Here is a 24,875-nt window from a genome sequence, read left to right as displayed (position 1 = left end):
TCTTTGTCGCAGCACAAAGAAGTGACTCGCCAACAGGCGAAACCTGGGTTGAGGAAAATTAGTTTCCCGGAATTCCGCGATGAACCAGAAAAAAGTGCGGCCTGTGTCCTTGCGGGCGCACCCGTTTTTTCTGTAAAACACGTCATAGTCGCTCCTGTTGCGCCCGGCACGACCGTATCAGCCCTTGCCCGGTGACAGGCGGGCGGCAGAGAAGCAACCAATAACAACGACAGGCAACCCATGGCCGGCCAATACAAAACCCGCTGCCCGCATTGTGGCGCCCAGTTCAAGATTACCGACGAGCACCTGCGCCAGGCCCGCGGGGCGGTCCGCTGTGGTTCCTGTCTGCAGATATTCCAGGCCTCCGATTACCTGCTGGATGGCCCGGCCACGCCAGCGCCAGGCAACGACAACCGCTGGGCCCATGCCCTGGAGGGCAATGGTGACAGCGCCGCGCCCGACACCGCAGAAGACACGGCCCGTCACGGCGATGATGACGATGACGGCCTGACCATCGAAGGCATGGAGCTGAGCGACTCCTTCCTCAATCTTGGCAGCGACGAGGATGATCAGGGGCTGGGCGAAGACTTCTCCGATATGCAGGGCGCCGGGCGCGACACCCATAACGACAGCGCCGACGAGGCCTGGGCCGAAGCCCTGCTCAAGGAACTGGAAAACGAGGACGAGACACCCCCTCCCTCTGCCGCCCCCCGACAGGCGCCAGCCCCGGAAAAAGAGCGCCCCGCCGCCCCGGCACCGGAGGCTGAACGCCCGACCAGCAAGGCCAGCAAAGCGGTGCCTCGCCCGCCGGTGGAGGAAGACGACGACAGCCTGTTCGGCGGTCTGGACCTGTTCGGTGACGACTTCAACGAGGAAGAAATTGCCCTGACGCCACCCACGCGCCCGCAACCACCGCAATTCCACAACACGCGTGACTGGTCCGGCGTCATCAAGTGGGGGCTCCTGTCCCTGCTGGCCGTGATCATCCTGCTGGCCCAGTATGCCTTCTTCAATTTCGAGCGCCTGGCCCGCCAGCCCCAGTGGCGCCCGGCCTACGCCCAGGTCTGCCAGGTGCTGGGCTGCCGCCTGCCCAGCCGCTCCGATATCAGCAAGCTGCGCGGCGCCAACCTGGTGGTGCGCAGCAACCCCAACTTCCAGAATTCGCTGATCGTGGACGCCATCCTCTTCAACGAGGCGGATTACCCGCAGCCTTTCCCGGTGCTGGAATTGAGCTTTACCGCCATGAACGGCAAAGCCGTGGCCAGCCGTCGCTTCCTGCCGTCGGAATACCGCCAGGGCGATCTGAGCGATATGCGCACCATGCCACCGGGCACGCCCCTGCATATCTCACTGGAAATCGTCGATCCCGGCGATCAGGCAGTGAACTACAACCTGCGTCTGTTACCCGCCTCGGACAGCAACGACCGGGTGTCTTCCGCACCCTGATCCCGCCCGGCGCCGCCCGGCCTTTCCAGCGCGGCGCCGTATCTCTATCATAGGCGCCCCGTTTTCATTACCGGCAGCGTCCATGCAAATCGGCCCCTATGCCCTACCCAACCCGCTGATACTGGCCCCCATGGCCGGCGTCACCGACCGCCCCTTCCGGCGGCTGTGTCGGGAGCTGGGTGCCGGCCTGGTAGTGTCGGAAATGGTGACCTCGGATACCCGCCTGTGGAATTCGCGCAAGTCGCGCCAGCGTCTGGATCATCACGGCGAACCCGGGCCCATCTCGGTACAGATCGCCGGCGGTGAACCGGCCATGATGGCCGAAGCCGCCCGCGCCAATGTGGAACATGGCGCCCAGATCATCGACATCAACATGGGCTGCCCCGCCAAGAAGGTATGCAAACGGGCCGCCGGCTCCGCCCTGCTGGCGGACCCGGATCTGGTCGCCCGCATTGTCGAGGCCGTAGTCGGGGCGGTGGATGTGCCGGTAACCCTGAAGATCCGCACCGGCCCGGACCGCGACCACCGCAACGCCGTTCAGATTGCCCGTATCGCCCAGGCCGCCGGCATCCAGGCCCTGGCCATCCACGGCCGTACCCGTGCCGACAAGTTCAATGGCGAGGCCGAATACGCCACCATTGCCGAGGTGGTCAGCGCCGTGGATATTCCGGTAATGGCTAACGGCGACGTGGATAGCCCGCAAAAAGCTAAACGGGTACTGGAATCCACCGGCGCCGGTGGTATCATGATCGGCCGCGCTGCTCAGGGTAACCCGTGGATCTTCCGGGACACCCTGCATTACCTCGAGCACGGCTCGCTGCCCGCAGCGCCGTTAGTGACGGAAGTCGAAGCCTGCGTCCAGCAGCACCTGGCCGAGCTGCACCAGTTTTATGGTGAGTTCATGGGGGTGCGCATCGCACGCAAGCATCTGGGCTGGTATACGCAGAACCTGCCCAATGGGGAAGACTTCCGGCGCGGATTCAACACACTGGAAAATGCCGCCGAACAACGGCTGGCAATCGAGCAGTTTTTCCAACAGATCAGCGCCATGGGCGACCGGGTCCGATTCGGTTGCTATGGCGAGGTGTCTGCCCGGAAGAGAAACGGAGCCTTGGCCGCATGACCCTTTCTTCAGTTAATACAGCCGCTGCACGGACACTCACAGAGATGAACACCGCTGAAGCACGAAAGCCGCACCTGACCATTGCGCGCAGTGAGACCCACGATACCCTGCGCAATTGTGTGCGACGTTCCCTGAACGATTACTTCAACCAGCTGGATGGCGAAGCTGTCAGCGAGCTGTACCAGATGGTACTGGCGGAGATGGAAATTCCGCTGCTTGAGAAAGTGCTGGAATATACCCGTGGCAACCAGACCAAAGCCGCCGAGCTGCTGGGCCTGAACCGCGGCACCCTGCGCAAGAAGCTCAAGCAGTACGGCCTGCTGTAAGCACGGCCAAAGACCCGGAGGGCAGTTATCACACTGCCCTTTTTTTGTTTCTAGCTACCTGATTTTTTAGACTCGCAACTTGGTGAAATCCCATGAGCAAAGCCGTTGAACGTGCACTGATCAGTGTTTCCGACAAGACCGGTATCGTCGAATTCGCCCAGGCCCTGGCCGACAAGGGCGTGGAGCTCCTCTCCACTGGCGGCACCTTCAAGAAACTGCAGGAGGCCGGCATCGCGGTGCGCGAAGTCTCCGATTACACCGGTTTCCCGGAAATGATGGATGGCCGGGTGAAGACCCTGCATCCGAAAGTGCACGGCGGCATCCTCGGCCGTCGCGGCCAGGACGACCAGGTAATGGCCGACAACGGCATTAGCCGCATCGACCTGGTGGTGGTCAACCTGTATCCGTTCGAGGCCACCGTGGCCAACCCGGATTGCTCCCTGGAAGACGCCATCGAGAACATCGATATCGGCGGCCCGACCATGGTGCGCTCTGCAGCCAAGAACAATGCCCATGTCGGCATCGTCACCAACGCCTCTGACTACCAGCGCGTGCTGGATGACATGGACGCCAACGGCGGCGCCCTGTCCGACACCCTGCGTTTCGATCTGGCCATCAAGGCCTTCGAACACACCGCCGCCTATGACAGCGCCATTGCCAACTACTTCGGCAAGAAGGTGGGCGAGAACAATGAAGACTTCCCGCGCACCATCAACCTGAACTTCGAGAAAACCCAGAACATGCGCTACGGTGAGAACCCGCACCAGAAAGCGGCCTTCTACACCGAGCGCAACCCGGCCCCCGCCTCCATCGCCACCGCCAAGCAGTTGCAGGGCAAGGAACTGAGCTACAACAACATCGCCGATACCGACGCGGCGCTGGAGTGCGTGAAGTCCTTCACCAAGCCCGCCTGTGTGATCGTCAAGCACGCCAACCCCTGTGGCGTGGCGGTTAGCCTGGACGGCATCGGCAAGGCCTACGACCTGGCCTTCGAGACCGATACCGAGTCAGCCTTTGGCGGCATCATCGCCTTCAACCGTGAGCTGGACGCGGCCACCGCCCAGGCCATTGTCGATCGCCAGTTCGTGGAAGTGATCATCGCCCCCAGTGCCACCGACGAGGCCCTGGCCATCACCGCCGCCAAGAAGAACGTGCGCGTGCTGGTGTGCGGCGAGATCGAAGGCCCCACCGCCGGCGGCCTGGACTACAAGCGCGTCAACGGCGGCCTGCTGGTGCAGGACCGTGACATCGGCATGATCACCGAGGGTGAGCTGAAAGTGGTCACCAAACGCGCCCCCACCGAAGCCGAAATGCACGACCTGATCTTCGCCTGGAAAGTGGCCAAGTTCGTCAAATCCAATGCCATTGTCTACGCCAGGAACCGTCAGACCGTGGGCGTGGGCGCCGGCCAGATGAGCCGTGTGAACTCCGCCCGTATCGCCGCCATCAAGGCCGAGCATGCCGGTCTGCAGGTGGAAGGTTCCGTGATGGCCTCCGATGCCTTCTTCCCGTTCCGCGACGGCATCGACAACGCCGCCAAGGTGGGTATCAGCTGCGTGATCCAGCCGGGCGGCTCGATCCGCGACGAAGAAGTCATCGCCGCCGCCGACGAAGCCGGCATGGCCATGGTCTTCACCGGCATGCGCCATTTCAGGCATTAAATGGTCGGACGTCTGAGGTCGGACGTCTGACGACAGAACCGGGTTAGCGTCCGACGTCTGGCGTCCGACGTCTAGCCCGTCTCCAACAGAGACAGAATCAGAAGAGGCGAGCACCTCAATGAAAGTTCTAGTAATTGGCGGCGGTGGCCGCGAGCATGCGCTGGCCTGGAAAGTGGCCCAGGCCGAGTCGGTCGAGAAGGTCTTCGTGGCCCCCGGCAACGCCGGTACCGCCCGGGAGGCCAAGCTGGAAAACGTGGCCATCGACGTGCTGGATCAGCCTGCCCTGCTGGCATTCGCCAAGGATAACGGCATTGACCTGACCATCGTCGGCCCGGAAGCGCCGCTGGTGGAAGGCCTGGTGGATAACTTCCAGGCCAACGGCCTGAAGTGCTTCGGGCCCAGCAAGGCCGCCGCGCAACTGGAAGGCTCCAAGGCCTTCACCAAGGACTTCCTGGCCCGCCAGAAAATCCCCACCGCCGCCTACGGCAACTTCACCGACATGGACCAGGCGCTGGCCTATGTCCGTGAACAGGGTGCCCCCATCGTCATCAAGGCCGACGGTCTGGCCGCCGGTAAGGGCGTAATCGTGGCCATGACCCTGGAAGAGGCGGAAGAGGCCGTGCGCGACATGCTGGACGGTAACAAGTTCGGCGACGCCGGCCACCGGGTAGTGGTGGAAGAATTCCTGGAAGGCGAGGAAGCCAGCTTCATCGTCATGGTGGATGGCAAGCACGTGCTGCCCATGGCCACCAGCCAGGATCACAAGCGTGTCGGCGATGGCGATACCGGCCCCAATACCGGCGGCATGGGCGCCTACTCCCCGGCGCCGGTGGTCACCGATGCGGTCTATCAGCGCATCATGGACGAGGTCATCACGCCCACCGTGGAAGGCATGGCCGCCGAGGGCATGCCCTACACCGGCTTCCTCTACGCCGGCCTGATGATCAGCCCGGAAGGTGCCCCCAAGGTGATCGAGTACAACTGCCGTTTCGGTGACCCGGAAACCCAACCGATCATGATGCGTCTGCAATCCGACCTGGCCGCCCTGTGCCTGGCCGCCCTGGACGGCAAGCTGGACCAGACCGATATCCAGTGGGACCCGCGCCCCACCCTGGGCGTGGTTATGGCCGCCGGCGGCTATCCAGACAGTTACGACAAGGGCGACGTGATTGACGGCCTGGACCAGGCGGACTCGGATACCGTCAAGGTGTTCCATGCCGGTACCGCCGAGCAGGACGGTAACGTGGTCACCAGCGGCGGTCGGGTGCTATGCGTCACTGGCGTGGGCGATAGCGTCAGCCAGGCCCAGGCCAATGCCTATCAGGGTGTGAAGCAGATCACGTGGCGCAATGCCTATTACCGTTCCGACATCGGTTACCGTGCAGTGGAGCGCGAAAAGGCATAAAGTTAAGGGCAACTAAGAATTAAGGGTGAGCCGTCCCTGCCGGGGGCGGCTCAGCCAACAATATCCAGAATCTCTGGGGGTTGCCCATGTCAACGATTACGGCGGATATGTCCCGCCTGCAGCACTTCATTCCCTTTGATTGCCTGAGCGAGTCCCATCTCAGCGAGATCCGGGGGCAAATCGAAGTTCTGACCCTGCCCCCCGGTCGCCTGCTGTTCAAGCGCGGCCAACGCACCGACAAGGCCTTCTTCCTGATTGAAGGCAGCATGGACCTGACCGACGCCAGCTTCCAGGTGCGCGGCTTTGACGCCGACGACGACGAAAACTATCTGGCGCTGGACAACTACCCGGAACACACCATCAACGCCATCAGTGCGGATACCTGCACCCTTTACAGTATCGACCGCAACAAGCTGGACCTGCTGATGACCTGGACCCAGGCCGCCGAGTCCATGCTCGACGATGGAGATGATGAAAGCGAGCGAGACTGGATGGATGCGCTACTGTCATCCGAACTGTTCTCCTCGGTGCCACCGGCCATGATCCACAGCCTGTTCGTCAAATTCGAGGCCCGCGACGTGCAGCTGGGAGAAACCATCGTCACCGAAGGCGACGACGGCGACACCTTCTTCGTGATCAAGCAGGGCAAGGCCATGGTGACCCGCAGCAAGGGTGCCAAACAGGAAACCCTGGCGGCCCTGTCCGCCGGCCGCTTCTTTGGCGAAGACGCCCTGATCAGTGACAGCCCACGCAATGCCACCATCACCATGACCAGCGACGGCGTCATCATGTGTCTGGGCAAGAATGACTTTCAGGCCATATTGCAGGATTCGGTGATTCGCCACATCAGCGAAGACGAGCTGGACACCATGGTGCTGGAAGCCGACACCGCCTGTATTCTGGTGGATGTGCGCCTGCCCATGGAATTTCGCCACGATCGCACCCCCGGTGCCCGCAACCTGCCCCTTAACGAACTACGCCGCGCCGTCCATGATCTGGAAAAGGATTTTTTCTATGTGGTATGCGGCGATGGTCGACGCAGTGAGCTTGGAGCCTATATCCTCTCCGAAGCGGGCCTGACGGCCTATGTACTGGACCGGGGATCATCACAGGATGCGGCAGACTCTTCAGCGCTGGCTCAACAGGCCTGACAGCCTTTTCACCTTTGTGGCCCTGACCCTGCTGGCCCTGGCCGGCCCGGTCAGTGCCGATCCGCCACCGCCCTATGTGATCAACAGCGTTCCCGACCAGGCGCGCATCACCATCTATTCGGAATACCTGCGGGATGACAGCGGCCAACTGGGCATCCAGGCGCTGGCCAGCGGCCGCCTGGATGATCGCTTTCATCCTGCCTCCCGCTCCACGGAACGACTCGGTATCAGCAATTCGGTCTGGTGGGTGCGGGTAGCACTGCAAAATGAACTCAGTACCGGCCAGCGCTACCTGCTGACCCTCAAGGGTGTACCGGACGCCACGCTCTACATGCCCGATGGCCAGGGGGGCTACCGCCAGGCCCGGGACGATTTGCGCCTGCCATGGCGCTACCCGGTCTACCCGCTAACACTGCCCACCGGCCAGCCCCAGGTGTTTTACCTGAAAATGGCACCCCATGGCGGCCTCAGTTACAGCGTCATGCTCAGCAACACCGCCAGCCAGCTCCAGTACCAGAATCGCGATCTGGCCATTTACGCCCTGCTGTATGGGGCCCTGCTGTGCCTGGCCCTGTACAACCTAATCGCCGGCGCCATGGGCGGCGGCCGCACCTATTTTTACCAGTGCGCCTTCCTGCTCAGCATGCTGCTGGCGTCCCTGGGGCTGGCCGACTTTATCGACACCGGCGCCAACAAGCTGCCGGCGATACAGCCCTACCTGTTCTACGGCTGCATCCTGATCGGCATCTTCGCCGCCTGTGGCGTGGGCAGAAACTTCCTCAACACCCGTAGCCAGTTGCCGCGCCTGCACCCCTGGCTGGTGGCCATGCAGGCCACCGCCCTGATCAGCATCGTGCCGCTGATGTTGCTGCCGGATGTCTGGGTGGCCTACTTCAGCTTCATTATCGCCATCAGCGCCTCATCCCTGTTGCTGCTGCTGGGCTATCTGGCCTGGCACCGGGCCCTCAGTGGTGGGGGGCTTTATCTGTGCACCACGGTGCTAATCGGCATCCCCGTGCTGCTGGTCTGCCTGGCCACCCTGGGCATGTTTGACTGTGATCTGGAACTGCCACAGTGGTTGCTGGGCACTCTGTTCGTGGATGCCATTATTCTCGGCATGGGGCTGCGGCTGCAGAACCGGCGCCACTCACGGATGAAAGTCGAGCGCCAGCGGGCACAGACCATCACCGATACCGTGGAAACCACCCGCCGGGAAACCCTGGCGCGCATCGGCCATGACGTGCGCACACCCCTGAGCGGCATTCTCGGCATGTCGGAAATTCTCGGCGACACCCCGCTGACCCCCAACCAGCGCGAATGCGTGGATGCCATCCAGAATTCCGGGGAGATCCTGCTGCGCATCATCAGCGATATCCTGGAATATTCTCAGCTGTCCACCCAGGGCGCCGACATCAACCGCAGCGCCATCGACATCCATGAACTGGTGATGGACGCCGTGGAGCTTTTCCGCGAACGGGCCGAGGAAAAACAGATCGAGCTGATAACCCATGTGCACACCAACGTGCCTCTGCGGGTGGAAGGCGACGCCGGCCACCTGCGCCAGGTGATGACCAACCTGGTCGGCGCCTTGATCCGACACGGCCACCGGGGGGAACTGGTGGTCGATATTTCCATGGAGCCGGCCGGCCGCGCCGACCAGATCCGCTTCGAATTTTCCGGCACCAGTGTCGGCCGAGACACCCTCGAACAGCTGATGCATACCCGTCAGCAGGGCAATAACGGTTACCTGAGCCTGGCCATCGCCGAGCAGCTGATCGATGCCATGAACGGCCGTACCGGCCACCGGGACAACCACTACTGGTTCGTGATGCCCCTGCCGGCCCTGGAGGCCCCGCCACCCACCGCCAGCGTGGATACCAGCGTGCTCAACGGTCGCAGTATGCTGGTGGTGGACGATTCCAGCACCGTGACCCGGGTTCTGCGGCACCTGGCCCTCTCCTGGGGCATGCGTGTCACCGCCTGCCATGACCCCAAGGAAGCGCTGGCTTCCCTGCGCACCCAGGCCAACATCAACGAACCCTTCGATGTGGTGATCCTCGACCATCACATGCCCGGCATGGACGGCATGCAACTGGCCGCCCGTATCCACGAGGATCCGGTCATCATCCACCCCACGGTGCTGGTCATGCTGACCGGCATCCACAATGCCCCCACCGCCACCCAGGCCCGCAATGTGGGCATTCACCGGGTGCTGTCCAAACCGGTATCCGCGCCGCGCCTGCGCCAGGTGCTGGCGGAAGAACTGGGCCAGAAGCCACTGTCGCCGAGCCGCGATGACAGCCTGCCGGTCACCCAACCGGACCCGTCACTGAAACTGCTGGTCGCCGAAGATCACCATCTCAGCCAGAAGGTCATTCGCGGCATGCTCGGCAAGCTTGGCCTGAGCGCCGACATTGCCGCCAACGGCAGAGAGGCCCTGGAGATGGCCAGCCGTCAACGTTATGACCTGATCCTGATGGATTGTGAAATGCCGGAAATGGATGGCTTCGAGGCGACCCGTCGTATTCGCCAGTACGAACAAAGTCAGGGCCTGCCGGCGGTGCCCATCGTGGCCCTGACCGCCCATATCCTGCGCGAACATCGCGAACGCAGCCTGGCGGCAGGCATGAATGCCCACATCGCCAAGCCGGTGGAGTTGAGTGTGTTGCGTGACGCCCTGGTGCGCTTTACCCGCGGCGACGCCACTGATTCGGACTCATCGACCGCCAGCGCCGGAACGCCCGGGTAAAGGAGCTGGATTCAGCGAACCCCAGCAACAGGGCAATGTCGGTCAGCGACAGGGCCGGGTCTTGCAGATACAGCTCCGCCAGGCTCTGTCGCAACCCGTCCAGCACCTCCTGGAAGCCCATACCCTGCTTGCGCAGACGCGCCTGCAGGTTTCTGGGTGTCAGTGACAGAGCCCCTGCTACCGCCTCCAGGGTCGGCTCCCCGTCGGCCAGCTGCTGATAACATTGCGCCCTGACGGCACTGAGCAGATTGGTGCCGGACTCGAAATCCGTGAGCAGGGCCCGTGCTTCGCGTTCCATCAGCACCGCCAGCCCCGGGTCCGCCGTATTGAGGGGGGTATCAAGCAAGGAGGCCGCAATATCCACCCCGTCATGCTCGGCGCCGAACTGAACCGGCGACTGGAAAAAGGCCGGGTAGCGCGCTTCATCCTGCGGCGCCCCATGGCGAAAACGGACCAACAAGGGAGCCAGCCCCGAGGGCAACAGCGGGCGCATGAAGGCCACCCAGCCGGTGATCGCCGCTTCGGTCAGAAACCGGCCCGGCTCACCGGTCAGCGGGCAGTACCAGTTAAGCCTTACCTGATCGCCATCCCGGCACAGCCGGGTACTGCCGAGCTTGCCGGACAGCGCCTCGAAACGCACCAGCCGATCTATCGCCTCGCCCAGGGTGCTGCTGGCCAGAATCACGTAGCCCAGCACCTGATAGGCCCGCGGCTTGACCCGTTTGCCCACCTCAAAACCGAGGCCGCTGTCGGCGCTGGCATCCAGCACCACCAGAAACAGGCGCAGTACATCCACCAGCGGCAGCAGGGCATCACTCTGCGCCAGCACCCGTGGGTCGATCCCCGCCCGGGCCAGCAGAGCGTCACTATCCAGGCCGTAGTGGGCCGCCAGTTCCGGCAGCACCGTGGCCACATAGGCACTACTCAGGCTCTGGTCGGAGCCAGCCAGGGCAGGATCAAGCACCGGCGGCATCGACAGCCCTGCCCTGGCACCAGTGGCGCAGACGCGCCAGCGATTCGGCCATGGTCACCGACAGTGGTACCGTGGCCGCCAGCTCCGCCTCCAGCAAGGTCTGGTCCAGAGTGCGGTTGGCGGCACCGGCGCTGTACAGCCCGGCCACCACCGCCTGCTCGATTTCCGCCCCGGTGAATCCGTCACTGTGACCGGCCAGGGCCGCCAGATCGAAGTCCGCCGGATTCTGCCCGCGCCGCTGCAAGTGAATGCGGAAAATCACTTCCCGCACCGGTGGCTCGGGCAGGTCCACGAAGAAGATCTCATCCAGACGCCCCTTGCGAATCAGCTCCGGCGGCAGGCGCTCGATATCATTGGCAGTGGCCACCATGAACACCTTGCTGCGGTTTTCCGCCATCCAGGTCAGCAGGGTGCCCAGCACTCGGCGCGAGGTGCCACCGTCGTTGTCACCCACGGCGATGCCCTTCTCGATTTCATCGATCCACAGCACGCAGGGCGACATGGTTTCCGCCAGTTTCAGCGCCTCACGGACATTGCGCTCTGACTCGCCAAAAAACTTGTTGTAGATGGCACCCATGTCCAGGCGCAACAGGGGCAGGCCCCACAGGCCGGCCACCGCCTTGGCCGCCAGACTCTTGCCGCCGCCCTGTACGCCCACCAGCATCACGCCGCGGGGGGAATCGAGGCCGTGGCCGCCATGGAAGGCATGCTCACGCTTGGCCAGCCAGTCCTTGAGACCCTGCAGGCCGCCGACACTGGCAAAACTTTCCGTGTCGTATTCGTAGGTCAGCACACCGTCCATTTCCATCAGCGCGAACTTGGCCTTGTTCACTTCCGGCAGGTCGTCTTCAGTGATGGCGCCGTCATGGATGATGGCGCCGCGCGCCAGCTTGCGGGCATCCTCGAAACTGAGCCCGCGCAGGTTACGCACCAGACGCTCCAGGGACGCCCGATCGGCCCGCACCCGCTCGCCCTTCTCCTGTTTGAAGCGGCGCGCTTCGTCCTGGACGATGTGATGCAGCTGTTGCTCATCGGGCATGGACAGGCTGAAACGGGCGCAATAGCGACTCAGCTCCGGCGGAATATCCAGCTGATGGCTGATCAGTACCAGCGAGTGCTGCAGGTTTTCATGCTGCAGGGCGATCTGCTTGAGTAGCCGTACCTGACGCGGCTGATCCGCCTGCAGGTAAGGGTGAAGGTCGCAAAGGGCATAGATGCCCGGCTCACGGGTGCCCCGAATCTGCGCCAGCATGGCGTCCGCTTCCACCGTGTGCTTCTGGCTTGGCGCGTCCTCGAATTCCAGCCGCCGCAACCCGTCCACCGCATTCCAGCCAAACACCGGTTTGCCGGTGCGCATGCCCAGCCGGCGAATCAGATCCAGGGCCCGCAGCTCTTCCCAGGTCTCGATCACGACAAGGGGATAACGGGATTCGAGCAGCATCTTCAGGTCGTTCAGGTCACTCATTTGTTATCATTCTTCACAGGTCCGTGTCGCCATTATGCTAGCATGACTGTACCGGATATCGCCGTTGCCATGACGGTAACACTAGCCCCCAGAGACAACGTTCTGATAACTGCCATGAGTGAACGCCGCCTGTCCCCGCTTGACCGCCTGCTGGCCCGCGCCGACAACGCCCTGCGTACCCTGACCCCGGGTACGGTGAAGGCCGAGCGGCGCCCGCCCAGCGCCGGCGGCGACAACCCGGACGGCACCCTGCCCGGCGAGCAGCGCCGCCATGTGATGGGCCTGATGCGGATCAATCACACCGGAGAGGTGTGCGCCCAGGCGCTTTACCAGGGCCAGGCCAGCACCGCCAGCCTGCCCCATGTACGCCATGCCATGGAGGAGGCCGCCCGCGAGGAAGAAGATCACCTGGCCTGGTGCGAGGAGCGCATCCGCGAACTGGGCGGCGTCCCCAGCCGCCTCAACCCGCTGTTCTATGCCATGAGCTACGCCATGGGCGCCACCGCCGGCCTGATCGGTGATCGCTGGAGCCTGGGCTTCGTCTCGGAAACCGAAAATCAGGTGGTTCGCCACCTGGAGGCGCACCTCTACCAGGTACCGGAAAGCGACCTGCGCACCCGCGCCATCCTGGAACAGATGAAAACCGACGAACTGAAACACGCGGTTACCGCCAAGGATGCCGGCGGCGCCGAACTCCCGCCACCAATCCGCCATGCCATGACCCTTATGAGCAAGGTGATGACGTTTACAACATACAGAGTCTGAATTGATAGTTGATAATGGATAATTGATAACGTCGCGGACTAGGCCCGTGGTTATTAAACGCAAGAGGCCGCGTCCAGACTTTGGGCGCGGCCTCTTTGTTTTCTGCGACAACCCGATCTTGATCGCGCAGTTATCAATTATCCATTATCAACTATCAATTCAAAACCTACCCCATATTCCGGCTGTAGAAGATCTCCAGCATCTCGGTGCGCAGGCGCTCTTCGATCTGGTCCAGATCTTCCTGGTTGAACTCGTCACGGCCGGCGCCGAACAGGTAGTTATCGATGTCGAAGTCCTTGAGCAACATCTTGGTGTGGAAGATGTTCTCCTGGTACACGTTCACATCAATCATCTGATAGGCGTTCTGGGTGTCCTCGGTGAGGAAGTTCTGGATGGAATTGATGTCGTGATCAATGTAGTGCTTGGTGCCATCCAGGTCCCGGGTCATGCCGCGCACCCGGTAATCGATGGTGACGATATCCGAGTCGAAGCTGTGGATCAGGTAGTTGAGCGCCCGCAGGGGAGAAATTACCCCGCAGGTGGACACATCCACATCCACCCGAAAGGTGGAAATGCCGTTATCCGGGTGGGATTCCGGGTAGGTGTGCACCGTCACGTGGCTCTTGTCCAGGTGACCCACCACACTGTCGGGCAGCGGACCGGGGGCTTCCTCGTCCCAGTCGGTGCCATCCGGCGGCGTTTCGTGCTCGGCGATCAACATGGTCACGCTGGCGCCCTGGGGGTCATAGTCCTGACGGGCCACGTTGAGAATATTGGCGCCAATGATCTTGGTCACATTGGTGAGAATCTCGGTGAGACGCTCAGCGTTATACAGCTCATCAATATATTCGATGTATTCCTGACGATGCTGCTCGGTTTTCGCGTAAGCAATATCGAAAATATTGAAGCTCAGAGACTTGGTCAGGTTGTTGAAACCATGAACCGTGATCTTGGGATTGGGATCTTTCACCACAGCTGTACCCCATGGGCGACAGGACGTCGCGTTTGCACTAACACATCACCGCCCCAGGGGCGGCGCCGGTTTGCAAGCCCGCCCCAGGGCAGACCTGACAATACTGGCCGGCCAGACCGGCCGGACCGAAAGCCGCAGGGCTTTCAGTCCTCAATGGTATAACTATGGGTGATCTCCACACCACCTCGGGTGAGCATGATGCTGGCCGAGCAATACTTCTCCGCCGACAGCTCCACCGCCCGTTTCACATGGGCATCCTTGAGGTTGTTGCCGGAGACGATGAAATGCAGGTGGATCTTGCTGAATACCGCCGGCACATCGTCCACCCGCTCGGCGGTCAGCTCGCAGCGGCAGTCGGTGACATCCTGACGGGACTTCTTGAGGATGTGCACCACGTCGAAGGAGGAACAACCGCCCACGCCCAGCAGCAGGGTTTCCATGGGACGGGGGCCCCGGTTCTGGCCGCCATGGTCCGGCGGGCCATCCATCAATACCTGATGACCGCTTTCGGTTTCCCCCTGGTAGCAGGCTTCACCCTGCCAACGCACCACTGCTTTCATGGTCGACTCCTGGACATTTCGGGGTCACTGAACGCCCCACAGTAAAGGGGGCGCAGAGTACCATAGAGCGGCCCCGGCGCCATCCCCTCATACACTCCCATCGACCACTGAATACATGAAGACTGAGAGTGAGTACCAGTTCCCTTGGCATAACTGATAAAAACAGGCAATATCCTAACGCTTGATGGCTACGACATTTTTCTGGCTTAGAACTGAGCGCCCATGACCGACGGCAACAAAATCATTCCAAATCTGGACCACTTTTTGGCCAATTGCCATCGCCGCAAATATCCGGCGAAGAGCACCATTATCTACGCGGGTGACGAATCCGACGCGCTGTACTACATCCTCAAGGGCTCCGTTACGGTGATGATCGAGGATGATGACGGTCGCGAGATGATCATGGCCTACCTCAACGAGGGTGACTTCTTCGGGGAAATGGGCCTGTTCGAGAATGAGCCGTCCCGCTCTGCCTGGGTCAAGGCCAAGAGCGAATGCGAAGTCGCCGAAGTCAGCTACGCCAAGTTCCGCCAGTTGGCCCGCGAAGATGCCGATATCCTGTTCACCGTATCCGCCCAGATCGCCGGCCGCCTGCGTGCCACCACCCGCAAGGTGGGAGACCTGGCCTTCCTGGACGTGACCGGCCGCGTGGCCGGCACCCTGCTGGACCTGTGCAAACAGCCGGACGCCATGACCCACCCGGACGGCATGCAGATCAAGGTTACCCGCCAGGAAATCGGCCGCATCGTCGGCTGCTCCCGGGAAATGGTCGGCCGCGTGCTCAAGAACCTGGAAGAACAGGGCCTGGTGTCGGTGAAGGGCAAGACCATGGTGGTTTACGGCACGCGGTGAAGCAATTGATCGTTGATAATGGATAATTGATAACGTCGCGGGCCAGGCCCGGATTTATTAAAGCAAAGAGGCCGCGCCCATGGATTTGGGTGCGGCCTCCTTGGTTTAAAGCGGTACTAGCTGCGCTCTCGTAGTGAGCTATTTTCCCTGAACTGACCCAGTTCTTTTTGGATGAAATATTCCACCAGATCCCGGTAGAGCTTTTCTACCATGTCCCCATCAAGCCCTGCCTGTTCTGCCCAATCCCGCCGGGCTTCCAGCATGGTCCGGAACCGCTCCGGTGCTCGAACCCCATCCTCGCTGGCCTTGAATGCCGCCGCTGCATGGACGTAGCCTGCCCGCTCACCGAGCAACGCAATAATACGCTGATCAATCCTGTCGATCTCAGAGCGAATATCGCCCATCCCTGTGCACTCAGCAGGTTTCTTGGTAGTCATTCCTTCCCTCACCCATAACAAAAGGCCGCCCCCTTCCAGGCGCGGCCTGTTTGCGTTCTGCTGCGACCAAACCTGACCGCGCAGTTATCAATTATCCATTATCAACTATCAATTAGAAGAACAGCGCCTTCAGCTCCGCCCCGGGATCCTGCGCCCGCATGAAAGCCTCGCCCACCAGGAAGCTGTGGATGCCGTTCTGGCGCATCAGTTTCACATCCGCCGGGGTGTGGATGCCGCTTTCGGTGATCACCATGCGATCACCGGGTACCTGTTCGGCCAGGGTCAGGGTGGTGTCCAGGCGGGTTTCGAAGGTGTGCAGGTCCCGGTTGTTGATGCCGATCAGCTCCGCATTGAGCTTCAGGGCCCGCTCCAGTTCGTCGGCGGTGTGGACTTCCACCAGCACATCACAGCCAATCTGGTTAGCCGCATGGTAAAGCTCATCCATTTGCCCATCGCTGAGGACAGCCACGATCAGCAGCACCGCATCGGCGCCCATGGCACGGGACTCGAAGATTTGCCACGGGTCGACCATGAAATCCTTGCGCAGTACCGGCAGGTCCACCGCATTGCGGGCCGCGCGAAGGTAGTGCTCGTCCCCCTGGAAGAAGTCCCGGTCGGTGAGCACCGACAGGCAGGCAGCGCCATTGGCCTGGTAACGGCGGGCAATGTCCACCGGGTCGAAGTCATCACGGATCACGCCCTTGCTGGGCGAGGCCTTCTTGATCTCGGCAATCACCGCCGGCTGGCGGTCGTGGACCCGGTCATAGAGATTGGCGGCAAAGCCACGGGCCTTGCGCTGGTTGGCGGCCATGGCCTCCAGATCACCGACGCTGAAACGGTGTTTGCCGGCGGCCACTTCTTCATGCTTGCGGGCGACGATCTTGTCGAGAATGGTACCTGTGCTCATATAAGCCTCCTGGACGGAGGACTTCCTGGTAGCCACGGCGGGGAATAACAGCGCCACCGTGGGAAGAAGCCCCGCGACTTGGTGGAGTGCCGACCGCCACGGCCGGCACCATGGGTTAACTCCAGCTTGCTACTGGTCAGCGCGCAACGCAAAGGTGAATTGTGCCAGCTCCCGCATGCGCTCGGCGGCTTCACCGTTGTGGATCATGTCTTCGGCCATTTGCACCCCTTCCTTGTGGCTGCGGGTAATACCGCTCACATAGATGGCCGCGCCGGCATTGAGGGCAATCATGTCCGCCGCCTTGCGGGCCGCCTCCGTGCTGCGCTTGCCAAAGGCATCGCGGATCAGTGCCAGCGATGCCTGCGGATCGGTCACCTCCAGCCCCACCAGAGAGTCGGACTGCAGCCCCACGTCCTCCGGGGTCACGGTGTATTCATGTACCTGGCCATCACGGAACTCGGCCACATGGGAGCGGCTGGCCAGGCTCAGTTCATCAAGGCCATCCTTGCTGTGCACCACCATCACATGCTCACCGCCCAGCCGGCCCATGACCTCCGCCATGGGGCGGCAGAGCTTCTCGGCAAAGACGCCCAGCACCAATCGCTGCACCCCCGCCGGGTTGGTCATGGGGCCGAGGATATTGAACAGGGTACGCATGCCCAGTTCCTTGCGCGGGCCCACCGCATACTTCATGGCCTTGTGGTGATTGGGCGCAAACATGAAGCCCACGCCCACATTGTCCACGCACTTGCCGATTTCTTCCGGGGTCAGGTCCAGGGTCACGCCGGCGGCTTCCAGCAGGTCCGCTGAGCCACTCTGGGAGCTCACCGAGCGGCCACCATGCTTGGCCACCCGCGCACCGGCGGCAGCGGCCACGAAACTGCTGGCGGTGGAGACATTGAACAGGTTGGCGCCATCGCCGCCGGTACCGACGATATCCACCAGGTAGCGGTGTTGCTCCACCGGCACGGCGGTGACCAGCTCTCGCATGACCATGGCACCGCCGGTGATCTCGTCCAGCGATTCGCTCTTCATGCGCAGGGCCACCAGAAAGCCGCCGATCTGGGCGTCGGTGGCGCCGCCGGTCATGATCTGGCGCATCACGGCCTGCATTTCCTCCAGGCTCAGATCAATATGGTCGACCACTTTGGCCAGTGCCTGCTTGATCTCCATTACGCGTCCCCCGTGCTTGCGCCGTGTTTGAGAAAGTTGTCCAGCAGGGCATGGCCATGCTCGGTGAGAATGGATTCCGGGTGGTACTGCACCCCTTCAATGGCCAGCGTCTTGTGGCGCATGCCCATGATTTCGTCGAAGCTGCCATCGTCCTTTTGCGTCCAGGCAGTGACCTCGAAACAGTCCGGCAGGGAATCCTTCTCCACCACCAGCGAGTGGTAGCGGGTGGCAATGTAGGGGGATGGCAGGCCCTGAAACACGCCCTTGCCGCTGTGATAGATCGGCGAGGTCTTGCCGTGCATGACCTGCCGGGCGCGCACCACCTTGCCGCCGAAGGCCTGGCCGATACTCTGGTGGCCCAGACACACCCCCAGAATCGGTAACTTGCCAGCAAAATGCTTGATGGCGGCCATGGAAATGCCGGCCTCATTGGGCGTACAGGGCCCCGGCGAGATCACCAGACGATCCGCGCCGATGGCCTCCATCTCTTCCAGGGTGATGCGGTCGTTGCGGTGCACAAGCACCTCGGCCCCCAGCTCCTGCAGGTACTGCACGATGTTGTAGGTAAAACTGTCGTAGTTGTCGATCATCAGGATTTTAGACACGACAACCTCCTGATTTTAAAGAATTATTTTTCAATGCAGTCGATTCTATATACACAGATATATACACAATGTCTGGAGATTGCAGTAGAAAATGGGAAGTTTCCACCCCATTCCGAGACCTGCCTCCAAGGCCCGGTACGATGGCACGAGCTCTTGAAGCGCCCAAAGCACATCTTTCGTCAGCCACTGGCTGAGGACGACAGTAAGGGTGGGGAGAACGCAGGGACACAGGTCTAATTCCTCCATGCGGAGGTCTGTGCTGCATATGTTGTCTCGCTAGCATCGGGCAATCTCCTGAGTTCTTGGAGCCGCCGTGCCGGAGAGCCATCTGCTGAACCCTGCCTACCGGTACGGCGGCAAGGTGCGGTGCGAGGCCGCAACGACGTGCCGCTTCCTACTGGAAGCGCCACCACTGAGCAATGTTGATCGAAGCGGTACGGGTCATGGCAGACCGAAGTTCAGTTAACCGGAGAAGGTGCGTGGGACCCATCCCACAACAGCTTCTTAATCCACGCAATTGTAACACGTACCCCCCACCAACCGTCTACAACGGAAACCCTCTGGCTCCACCGTCAGTGTGACGACGCCCCCTTCACTTCGAGATCATCCACTCGGCATTTGAGCTCGTTGACCCAAGCAACCAGATTGTCGACCCCATCCTTATCCAGTTCATAGATGCGCCATTGCGCTTCCACGCGAACCCGTACCAGCCTGGCAACGCGAAGCGCCTTCAGGTGTTGAGAGATTGCCGGAGCACTGATCTCGAACCTCCCGGCAATCTCACCCGACGACAAGGGACCCTGCGCCAAGGCCTCGATGATCTGGCGGCGGGTAGGATCTGCAAGCGCAGCAAAACTGTTCATTTTGTGATAATGTTGCTCTGACTTAATTAAGCTAATCATACATCGATTGGCTTGCAGATTACATTCGAAGCGACGCCCTTGCGGGAGGCGGACAGTTGTAAGGGCCATAATCGCACTGCGGTGGCGTCAATCGCGAGGACATAGCGCATGGAATTACGCCACCTTCGATACTTCATAGCCGTCGCCGAGGAGCTGCATTTCAGTCGTGCCGCTGAGCGTCTGAACATCGAACAGTCCCCGCTATCACGCACTATCAAGCAGCTTGAAACCGAACTCGAAGCGACATTACTGGAACGTACGTCTCGCGGCACACGCCTGACCTGGGCAGGTGAAGTCTTTCTGGAAGATGCCCGCCGCACCCTGCTATGCATCGATCAAGCCAAGGCAAATGTCAAAGCGGCCGCCACCGGCTTTCGAGGCACCTTGCGTATCGCACTTTCTGATGGCATTGCACGCAGTCGCCTGACTCCGCTGCTCGCCCTGTGCAGGGAAGAAGAACCTGATGTCGAAATCAGGTTGTTCGAGATACCCCTGGCCCAACACCAAAGAGGACTGAGACACGATCTCTATGACGCCGGCTTTGCGTTCTCCAACGACGTTGACGATGGCCTGATTGCCGAGGTGGCCTGGAAAGAACCGCTGGTCATCGCCATCCCCAAACGACACCCATTACTGGCTCACAAGCATGTTCCACTCGACGAGGTCGTGAAGCACCCCTTGGTCCTCTGTCATCCCGAGTTTTGTGAAGGGTGCAGTCGACAGTTGGAAAGCCTGCTCGCCTCGATCGATTCCCCCATCACCGTGGCCGAAAGGGTCTCCACGCATGATCTCATGTTGACGTTGGTTGCTGCTGGTTACGGTATCGGTTTTTCCAGCGCGGCGCGTATCGAATCGTCGCACCACACAGACATCATCATCAGGCCACTTGCCGGCCACTCTCATGTGATGACCACTTATTTACTTCGACCCGATACCGAGCCATCGGATCAACTGAACAATTTCATGCAACGTGTTGCCCGTATTGGGTTATAGGGCTCTCACCTGTAGTGATTCTTTTTTTGCAGTCAGCCAGACCCGAAAGGTATCAGTACCCCCAGACATTTTCCTGAGATGGCACCTGCATATACAGTCCATTTCAGCACCGAGGCAATGCAGCTTTGAGCGTGCAGCCTTGCAAATACACCAAGCAGCCCACACGAGACTAGGCTTTGTCATTGTCCAGACCTGAAATGTCTTGATAGCGATTTCTGGCCCCAAAAATTCAGACGCTGACGCCGGATGTCTTTACTGGCATGCCATGTCACTCGACACTCGACCAGCATGGGCATGTCTACACGTGTGGAGGGCAGCTTCTTCTATGGGGGTATATAGCGCTCCATATTGAGCAATGCTGCCATCTCGTCATCAGCGCTAACCTGTCCATCGTTGCGTCAACCTCCAAGTAGCCGACTCGTGAAGCACCTACTTGGCTGGGAAATTGTTGACACTTTACCAGGAGGGCCAGATGTCTGGAACGAATCATGGAAAAGAACAACGACTCTCAGCATGCAAAAGTCTTCTATCGACCCATCGAGGCGGCGATTCGATGGAGTGACTTGATGCAATATGAAACCCGAATTCTTCATGAGTTCACTGGAGTATATGCATTGGGCGAAGGACCGTTTTCGAGATGGCCGACGCTGACTTTGAACATCGAGCGCATCTTCGATGGCCTCAGAAATGGAGACTTGCCCTATGGGAAATCCGGCATTACCTGCGGCGACCCTACGCTTCTCGACAACCCTGAGCTGACCATTCGCCATGTCGATCTCAAAGCCTGGATGACCCGCTTCTATCCCGATCAAAAACCCGAGTTTCTTTTCGACGACATAGAACGGCAAGCGCACCTGGCCATCAGTTCCGAGACCGTTCAGATTCTGCTGGTCGACCGTGAAGCGCTGAAGCTGAGAAATGCCGAGATGGAACAAAGCCTACAGCGCCTTAAGGATCAATGCCGCCTGCTACGAAAAAGCGCCAAAAGCCAAAAATCGGACGAACGCGAGATTTCATCCCGAAGCGAAGCCACCTACCTCAACATCGTCGGCGGTTTGTTGACGTTGCTGCTGGGCCAATCCCCCAGCGGCAAGAACTATTCATCTTTTAAAACCACAGATTCCATAATCAGTGCCTTGCTGGCTTACTACCCCGGTCGTCCAGGACTCAGCGAACGCACGCTGTGGTCGAAGTTCAAGGCTGCCAGGCAGCACATCGATACCGAACCCTACTGACTGCAATTGCAGTTCCGGCGGCTGCAATTGCAGTGCAATGCACAGCGCTCAGGCATGAAATGGCGAGCATGTTCCTCAACACGCTAAAGAGCGTCCAGGAGTGCTCGATATGACTGCTCAATCTCTTCCTACTCAACCGGTCGAACGCCGCATCCTGCGCCGCGCCGAAGTCGAGGCCAAGACCGGCTTCAAGCGCGCGCACATCTACAACCTGATGAAAGCGGGTCAGTTTCCCAAGGCGATTCGCCTGGGGGTGCGTGCCGTGGGCTGGGACGCTGCCGAAATCGACCAGTGGATCGAAGACCGGCTCAACGAACGCACCTGAAGTTTCCTTTTCGGACCAAACGGGGAGGAAATCCATGCAGGTGATATCCATCATTTCGACCAAGGGCGGCGTGGGCAAGACCACCACGGCAGCCAATCTGGGTGGCATTGCGGCCGATGCGGGGCTGCGGGTTCTGTTGCTCGACCTGGACGTGCAGCCCACCCTGTCCAGCTATTTCGCACTGCAATCAAGAGCGCCAGGTGGCATCTATGAACTGCTGGCCTTCAATGAGCAGGAACGTACCCGCCTGATATCGCACACCGTCATCGAGGGCCTGGACCTGATCCTGTCCAATGACGACAAGGGACAACTGAATACCTTGTTGCTACATGCCCCCGACGGTCGACTGCGGCTGCGCAACCTACTGCCTATATTCCGCCCCCACTATGATCTGCTGCTGATCGATACCCAAGGGGCACGCAGTGTCCTGCTGGAGATGGCGGTACTGGCATCCGACCTTGCCCTCTCACCCGTCACGCCAGAGATTCTGGCTGCACGGGAATTTCGCCGGGGCACCCTGCAGTTGATGCAGGACATCGCGCCCTACCGCCGCCTTGGCATCGACCCGCCGCCACTGCAACTGCTCATCAACCGGGTGCATCCGGTCTCCAGCAACGCACGGTTGATCCAGCAGGCGTTGCGCGACCTGTTTTCCACCGAACCCGGCATCGTCGTACTCGATACCCGCATCCCGGCCATCGAGGCTTACCCACGCGCATCGACCCAGGCCCTCCCGGTACATCGGGTGGAATACCAGCGTCCAAAGGGGCGTGTCACACCAGCGGCCTTCGACACCATGCAGGCGCTCTCCTGCGAGTTGTTTCCCGCCTGGGCATCCGCGTTCAGCCTGTTGCAAGCCGGGGCACATCGGAGGGTTGGCCCATGAACCGCTTACCCATGTCAACACGAGGTTTCAAACGCCTCAAGCCACTGATCGAACATGCCCTGAGCGAGGGCTGGGAAGTCACGCGCACCGCCGGAGGCCACTTGCGCTTCACCAAGCCTGGACTGCCAGCGATCTACACGGGCTCAACACCCAGCGACCATCGATCCCCCCGCAATGCCCTCGCACGCCTGCGGCGACAGGAGCGAGCCGCTGTTACCGACCAGGGTGACGACAATGGCTGAGCTGACCTCCAAGGACATGGCCGACAAGTTGCTGGTCGACCCGTTCCAACGCAGCGGCCCAGAGACCGAGACATTGAGCGACCCCATCGCCGACACCCCTATGACGGTGACGTTGGATCAGCTCCAACCCTATGACCTCAATCCTCGGGTCACCCGCAACCCCCGATACGACGACATCAAGGACTCGATCCGGGAACGCGGGCTCGATTCGCCACCGGCCATCACCCGTCGGCCCGGCGAACCGCATTACATCATCCGTAACGGCGGTAACACGCGACTGGCCATTCTGCGAGAGCTCTGGACGGAAACGAAGGATGAACGCTTCTTCCGTATTCCTTGCCTGTTCCGCCCCTGGCCGGAGCGGGGCGAGATCGTCGCCCTGACCGGCCACCTGGCCGAGAACGAGCTGCATGGTGGCCTGACGTTCATCGAGCGCGCTCTCGGTGTAGAGAAAGCCCGAGAGCTGTATGAGATCGAGTCAGGAGAAACGTTGAGCCAAACCGAACTGGCGCGACGCCTCACGGCGGATGGTTACCCGGTCCCCCAGCCTCACATCAGCCGCATGCTGGATGCCGTCACCTATCTGTTGCCCGCCATGCCGACCGTGCTCTACGGCGGTCTCGGTCGCCCGCAGATCGAACGCCTGTCGACGCTCCGCAAATCCAGTGCAACCGTCTGGGATGCCCGCAGCGAAGGCAAGTCGCTGGATATCGACTTTCCCACACTGTTCCATGACGTGCTGGCCACCTTCGACCATACCGCCGACGGCTTCTCGGTCGGACGCGTACAGGACGAACTCATCGGACAGATGGCCGAGCTATTGAATGTCGACTACGACACCTTGACGCTGGACATCACCGAGCCCGAAAGCCGTCGCCGTATCATGACCCGCGATCCCGTCCCGCACGCTCCAGCGTCGGTCGAAACACTTCCTCCACCCGTCAACACGGAAAGTGCACACCCCACGTCTCCGCCATCGGCCGACACACCACGGATTTCTGTCCCTGTATCAGAGCCACAACAGGAAGAGGAAATTCCAAGCCAGGAGCCCACAACTTCTCCAAACGCCCCGGAGGACTCCGATCCCACGGCATCGAATCGGAACGAACGCGTCCAGGGAAACATCGTGACGCCAGCGACAACCACCGATCGGCTGCAGGACATCCAGCGCCTGATGGCCGATACAACCGGCGAGGCATGGGAGGACTTCGAGTCGAACGTGCTGAAGTCCATACCAGTGCAGGCGGGCGGACTCTACCCCATCACGGATGTCTGGTACATCGAACCCCGACTGGATACGCCGGACAGTCTGCGCGTGCATATCGCCCAGTTCGCCAGCGAGATCGCCGACGAGACAGGTCAGGCGGAACACATCCAGCCAGTGGACACGGGCCTCGGTTTCCTCTGCGACATGAGTGCACTCGCCACCGACGGCCACGCGGTACCGATGATCGGTCGCGCTGTGCTCACGCTGCTTCATGCACTCAGCACGGGATACCAATCCACGAGCCAGTCCCTCGATGAACTCGACAACTTACGGCTGCTGGATCATTTGGGGCCGTTGCTGCAAGGACGCCATGGCGGAAATAGTCAGGTGTCGCGCCTGAGTGATAACGCCTTGGTCAAGCTGTATCGCCTGTTGCGGTTATCTCGCCGCCTGGTGGACCTTGAATCGGACACCGGGGCGAACAACACCACGCCCGGTGCTTCATAGGGCTCGG

Annotated in this window: 25 protein-coding genes; 16 read left to right on the top strand and 9 right to left on the bottom strand. The window is 60.9% G+C overall.

Going from position 1 to position 24,875, the window contains the following annotated elements:
* From A11A3_RS18080 to A11A3_RS14270, 8 genes are all read left to right on the top strand, one after another.
* A partial coding sequence (locus A11A3_RS18080; protein ID WP_237738872.1) for a hypothetical protein occupies positions 1–195 on the top strand: 195 nt, incomplete at its 5' end.
* A 45-nt stretch (positions 196–240) separates the two neighbouring features.
* On the top strand, positions 241–1,446 hold the full coding sequence (locus A11A3_RS14300) for a DUF3426 domain-containing protein (protein WP_008930036.1): 1,206 nt from the start codon (positions 241–243) through the stop codon (positions 1,444–1,446).
* Between the two features lie 82 nt (positions 1,447–1,528).
* Positions 1,529–2,569, top strand: coding sequence for a tRNA dihydrouridine synthase DusB (gene dusB / locus A11A3_RS14295; protein WP_008930035.1), 1,041 nt, complete (start codon positions 1,529–1,531; stop codon positions 2,567–2,569).
* Positions 2,570–2,613: 44 nt separating this feature from the next.
* On the top strand, positions 2,614–2,895 hold the full coding sequence (gene fis, locus A11A3_RS14290) for a DNA-binding transcriptional regulator Fis (protein WP_008930034.1): 282 nt from the start codon (positions 2,614–2,616) through the stop codon (positions 2,893–2,895).
* Positions 2,896–2,987: 92 nt separating this feature from the next.
* Positions 2,988–4,556, top strand: a complete 1,569-nt coding sequence (gene purH / locus A11A3_RS14285; protein ID WP_008930033.1) for a bifunctional phosphoribosylaminoimidazolecarboxamide formyltransferase/IMP cyclohydrolase — start codon at positions 2,988–2,990, stop codon at positions 4,554–4,556.
* A gap of 118 nt (positions 4,557–4,674) precedes the next feature.
* Positions 4,675–5,961, top strand: coding sequence for a phosphoribosylamine--glycine ligase (gene purD, locus A11A3_RS14280; RefSeq protein WP_008930032.1), 1,287 nt, complete (start codon positions 4,675–4,677; stop codon positions 5,959–5,961).
* 86 nt (positions 5,962–6,047) lie between these two features.
* Positions 6,048–7,112, top strand: coding sequence for a cyclic nucleotide-binding domain-containing protein (locus A11A3_RS14275; RefSeq protein ID WP_157375733.1), 1,065 nt, complete (start codon positions 6,048–6,050; stop codon positions 7,110–7,112).
* Positions 7,075–9,861, top strand: a complete 2,787-nt coding sequence (locus A11A3_RS14270; RefSeq protein ID WP_008930030.1) for a hybrid sensor histidine kinase/response regulator — start codon at positions 7,075–7,077, stop codon at positions 9,859–9,861. Before A11A3_RS14275 ends, A11A3_RS14270 begins: the two co-directional genes overlap by 38 nt.
* On the opposite strand, the gene A11A3_RS14265 is transcribed toward A11A3_RS14270, so the two are convergent.
* Both A11A3_RS14265 and A11A3_RS14260 read right to left on the bottom strand, forming a co-directional pair.
* Positions 9,800–10,834 carry an AraC family transcriptional regulator gene (locus tag A11A3_RS14265; RefSeq protein WP_008930029.1) on the bottom strand — a complete coding sequence of 345 codons (1,035 nt, stop codon included), beginning with the start codon at positions 10,832–10,834 and terminating at the stop codon, positions 9,800–9,802. The genes A11A3_RS14270 and A11A3_RS14265 overlap by 62 nt on opposite strands.
* Positions 10,818–12,299, bottom strand: a complete 1,482-nt coding sequence (locus tag A11A3_RS14260) for an AAA family ATPase (RefSeq protein ID WP_008930028.1) — start codon at positions 12,297–12,299, stop codon at positions 10,818–10,820. Before A11A3_RS14260 ends, A11A3_RS14265 begins: the two co-directional genes overlap by 17 nt.
* A gap of 114 nt (positions 12,300–12,413) precedes the next feature.
* Here A11A3_RS14260 and coq7 point away from each other — a divergent pair, with 114 nt between their 5' ends.
* Positions 12,414–13,064, top strand: a complete 651-nt coding sequence (gene coq7 / locus A11A3_RS14255) for a 2-polyprenyl-3-methyl-6-methoxy-1,4-benzoquinone monooxygenase (protein ID WP_008930027.1) — start codon at positions 12,414–12,416, stop codon at positions 13,062–13,064.
* Positions 13,065–13,230: 166 nt separating this feature from the next.
* On the opposite strand, the gene speD is transcribed toward coq7, so the two are convergent.
* A complete protein-coding gene (gene speD / locus A11A3_RS14250) occupies positions 13,231–14,037 on the bottom strand; it encodes an adenosylmethionine decarboxylase (RefSeq protein WP_008930026.1) in 807 nt (268 codons plus the stop codon).
* Positions 14,038–14,180: 143 nt separating this feature from the next.
* Positions 14,181–14,597: an OsmC family protein gene (locus A11A3_RS14245; protein ID WP_008930025.1), complete on the bottom strand. Its 417-nt coding sequence runs from the start codon at positions 14,595–14,597 to the stop codon at positions 14,181–14,183.
* A gap of 222 nt (positions 14,598–14,819) precedes the next feature.
* On the opposite strand from A11A3_RS14245, the gene crp reads away from it, so the two are divergent.
* Positions 14,820–15,449 (top strand): cAMP-activated global transcriptional regulator CRP, encoded by a 630-nt coding sequence (gene crp / locus A11A3_RS14240; RefSeq protein WP_008930024.1) that lies wholly within the window; start codon positions 14,820–14,822, stop codon positions 15,447–15,449.
* 116 nt (positions 15,450–15,565) lie between these two features.
* Here the strand turns inward: crp and A11A3_RS14235 are convergent, their stop codons facing one another.
* From A11A3_RS14235 to A11A3_RS14215, 5 genes are all read right to left on the bottom strand, one after another.
* On the bottom strand, positions 15,566–15,886 hold the full coding sequence (locus A11A3_RS14235; protein WP_008930023.1) for an isochorismate lyase: 321 nt from the start codon (positions 15,884–15,886) through the stop codon (positions 15,566–15,568).
* A gap of 112 nt (positions 15,887–15,998) precedes the next feature.
* A complete protein-coding gene (gene trpC / locus A11A3_RS14230) occupies positions 15,999–16,793 on the bottom strand; it encodes an indole-3-glycerol phosphate synthase TrpC (RefSeq protein ID WP_008930022.1) in 795 nt (264 codons plus the stop codon).
* A 129-nt stretch (positions 16,794–16,922) separates the two neighbouring features.
* A complete protein-coding gene (gene trpD / locus A11A3_RS14225) occupies positions 16,923–17,966 on the bottom strand; it encodes an anthranilate phosphoribosyltransferase (protein WP_008930021.1) in 1,044 nt (347 codons plus the stop codon).
* Positions 17,966–18,556: an anthranilate synthase component II gene (locus A11A3_RS14220; RefSeq protein ID WP_008930020.1), complete on the bottom strand. Its 591-nt coding sequence runs from the start codon at positions 18,554–18,556 to the stop codon at positions 17,966–17,968. Before A11A3_RS14220 ends, trpD begins: the two co-directional genes overlap by 1 nt.
* Before the next feature lie 587 nt (positions 18,557–19,143).
* Positions 19,144–19,473 carry an ArsR/SmtB family transcription factor gene (locus A11A3_RS14215; RefSeq protein ID WP_008930018.1) on the bottom strand — a complete coding sequence of 110 codons (330 nt, stop codon included), beginning with the start codon at positions 19,471–19,473 and terminating at the stop codon, positions 19,144–19,146.
* 108 nt (positions 19,474–19,581) lie between these two features.
* On the opposite strand from A11A3_RS14215, the gene A11A3_RS14210 reads away from it, so the two are divergent.
* From A11A3_RS14210 to A11A3_RS14185, 6 genes are all read left to right on the top strand, one after another.
* Positions 19,582–20,466 carry a LysR family transcriptional regulator gene (locus A11A3_RS14210; RefSeq protein WP_008930017.1) on the top strand — a complete coding sequence of 295 codons (885 nt, stop codon included), beginning with the start codon at positions 19,582–19,584 and terminating at the stop codon, positions 20,464–20,466.
* Between the two features lie 488 nt (positions 20,467–20,954).
* On the top strand, positions 20,955–21,701 hold the full coding sequence (locus tag A11A3_RS14205; protein ID WP_008930016.1) for a hypothetical protein: 747 nt from the start codon (positions 20,955–20,957) through the stop codon (positions 21,699–21,701).
* Positions 21,702–21,810: 109 nt separating this feature from the next.
* Positions 21,811–22,026, top strand: coding sequence for an AlpA family transcriptional regulator (locus tag A11A3_RS14200; protein ID WP_008930015.1), 216 nt, complete (start codon positions 21,811–21,813; stop codon positions 22,024–22,026).
* A 34-nt stretch (positions 22,027–22,060) separates the two neighbouring features.
* Positions 22,061–22,912 (top strand): ParA family protein, encoded by an 852-nt coding sequence (locus A11A3_RS14195; RefSeq protein ID WP_008930014.1) that lies wholly within the window; start codon positions 22,061–22,063, stop codon positions 22,910–22,912.
* Between the two features lie 11 nt (positions 22,913–22,923).
* Positions 22,924–23,154, top strand: coding sequence for a hypothetical protein (locus A11A3_RS17550; RefSeq protein WP_008930013.1), 231 nt, complete (start codon positions 22,924–22,926; stop codon positions 23,152–23,154).
* Positions 23,147–24,868 carry a ParB family protein gene (locus tag A11A3_RS14185; protein WP_008930012.1) on the top strand — a complete coding sequence of 574 codons (1,722 nt, stop codon included), beginning with the start codon at positions 23,147–23,149 and terminating at the stop codon, positions 24,866–24,868. The genes A11A3_RS17550 and A11A3_RS14185 overlap by 8 nt, the downstream gene beginning before the upstream one ends.
* The last annotated feature ends 7 nt before the right edge of the window (positions 24,869–24,875 follow it).

It is taken from the genome of Alcanivorax hongdengensis A-11-3, assembly GCF_000300995.1.
In the GTDB taxonomy this organism is placed as follows: Bacteria; Pseudomonadota; Gammaproteobacteria; order Pseudomonadales; family Alcanivoracaceae; genus Alcanivorax; species Alcanivorax hongdengensis.
Note: the sequence above shows the minus strand (reverse complement) of the source record. Positions and strands in the feature narration are given on the sequence as shown.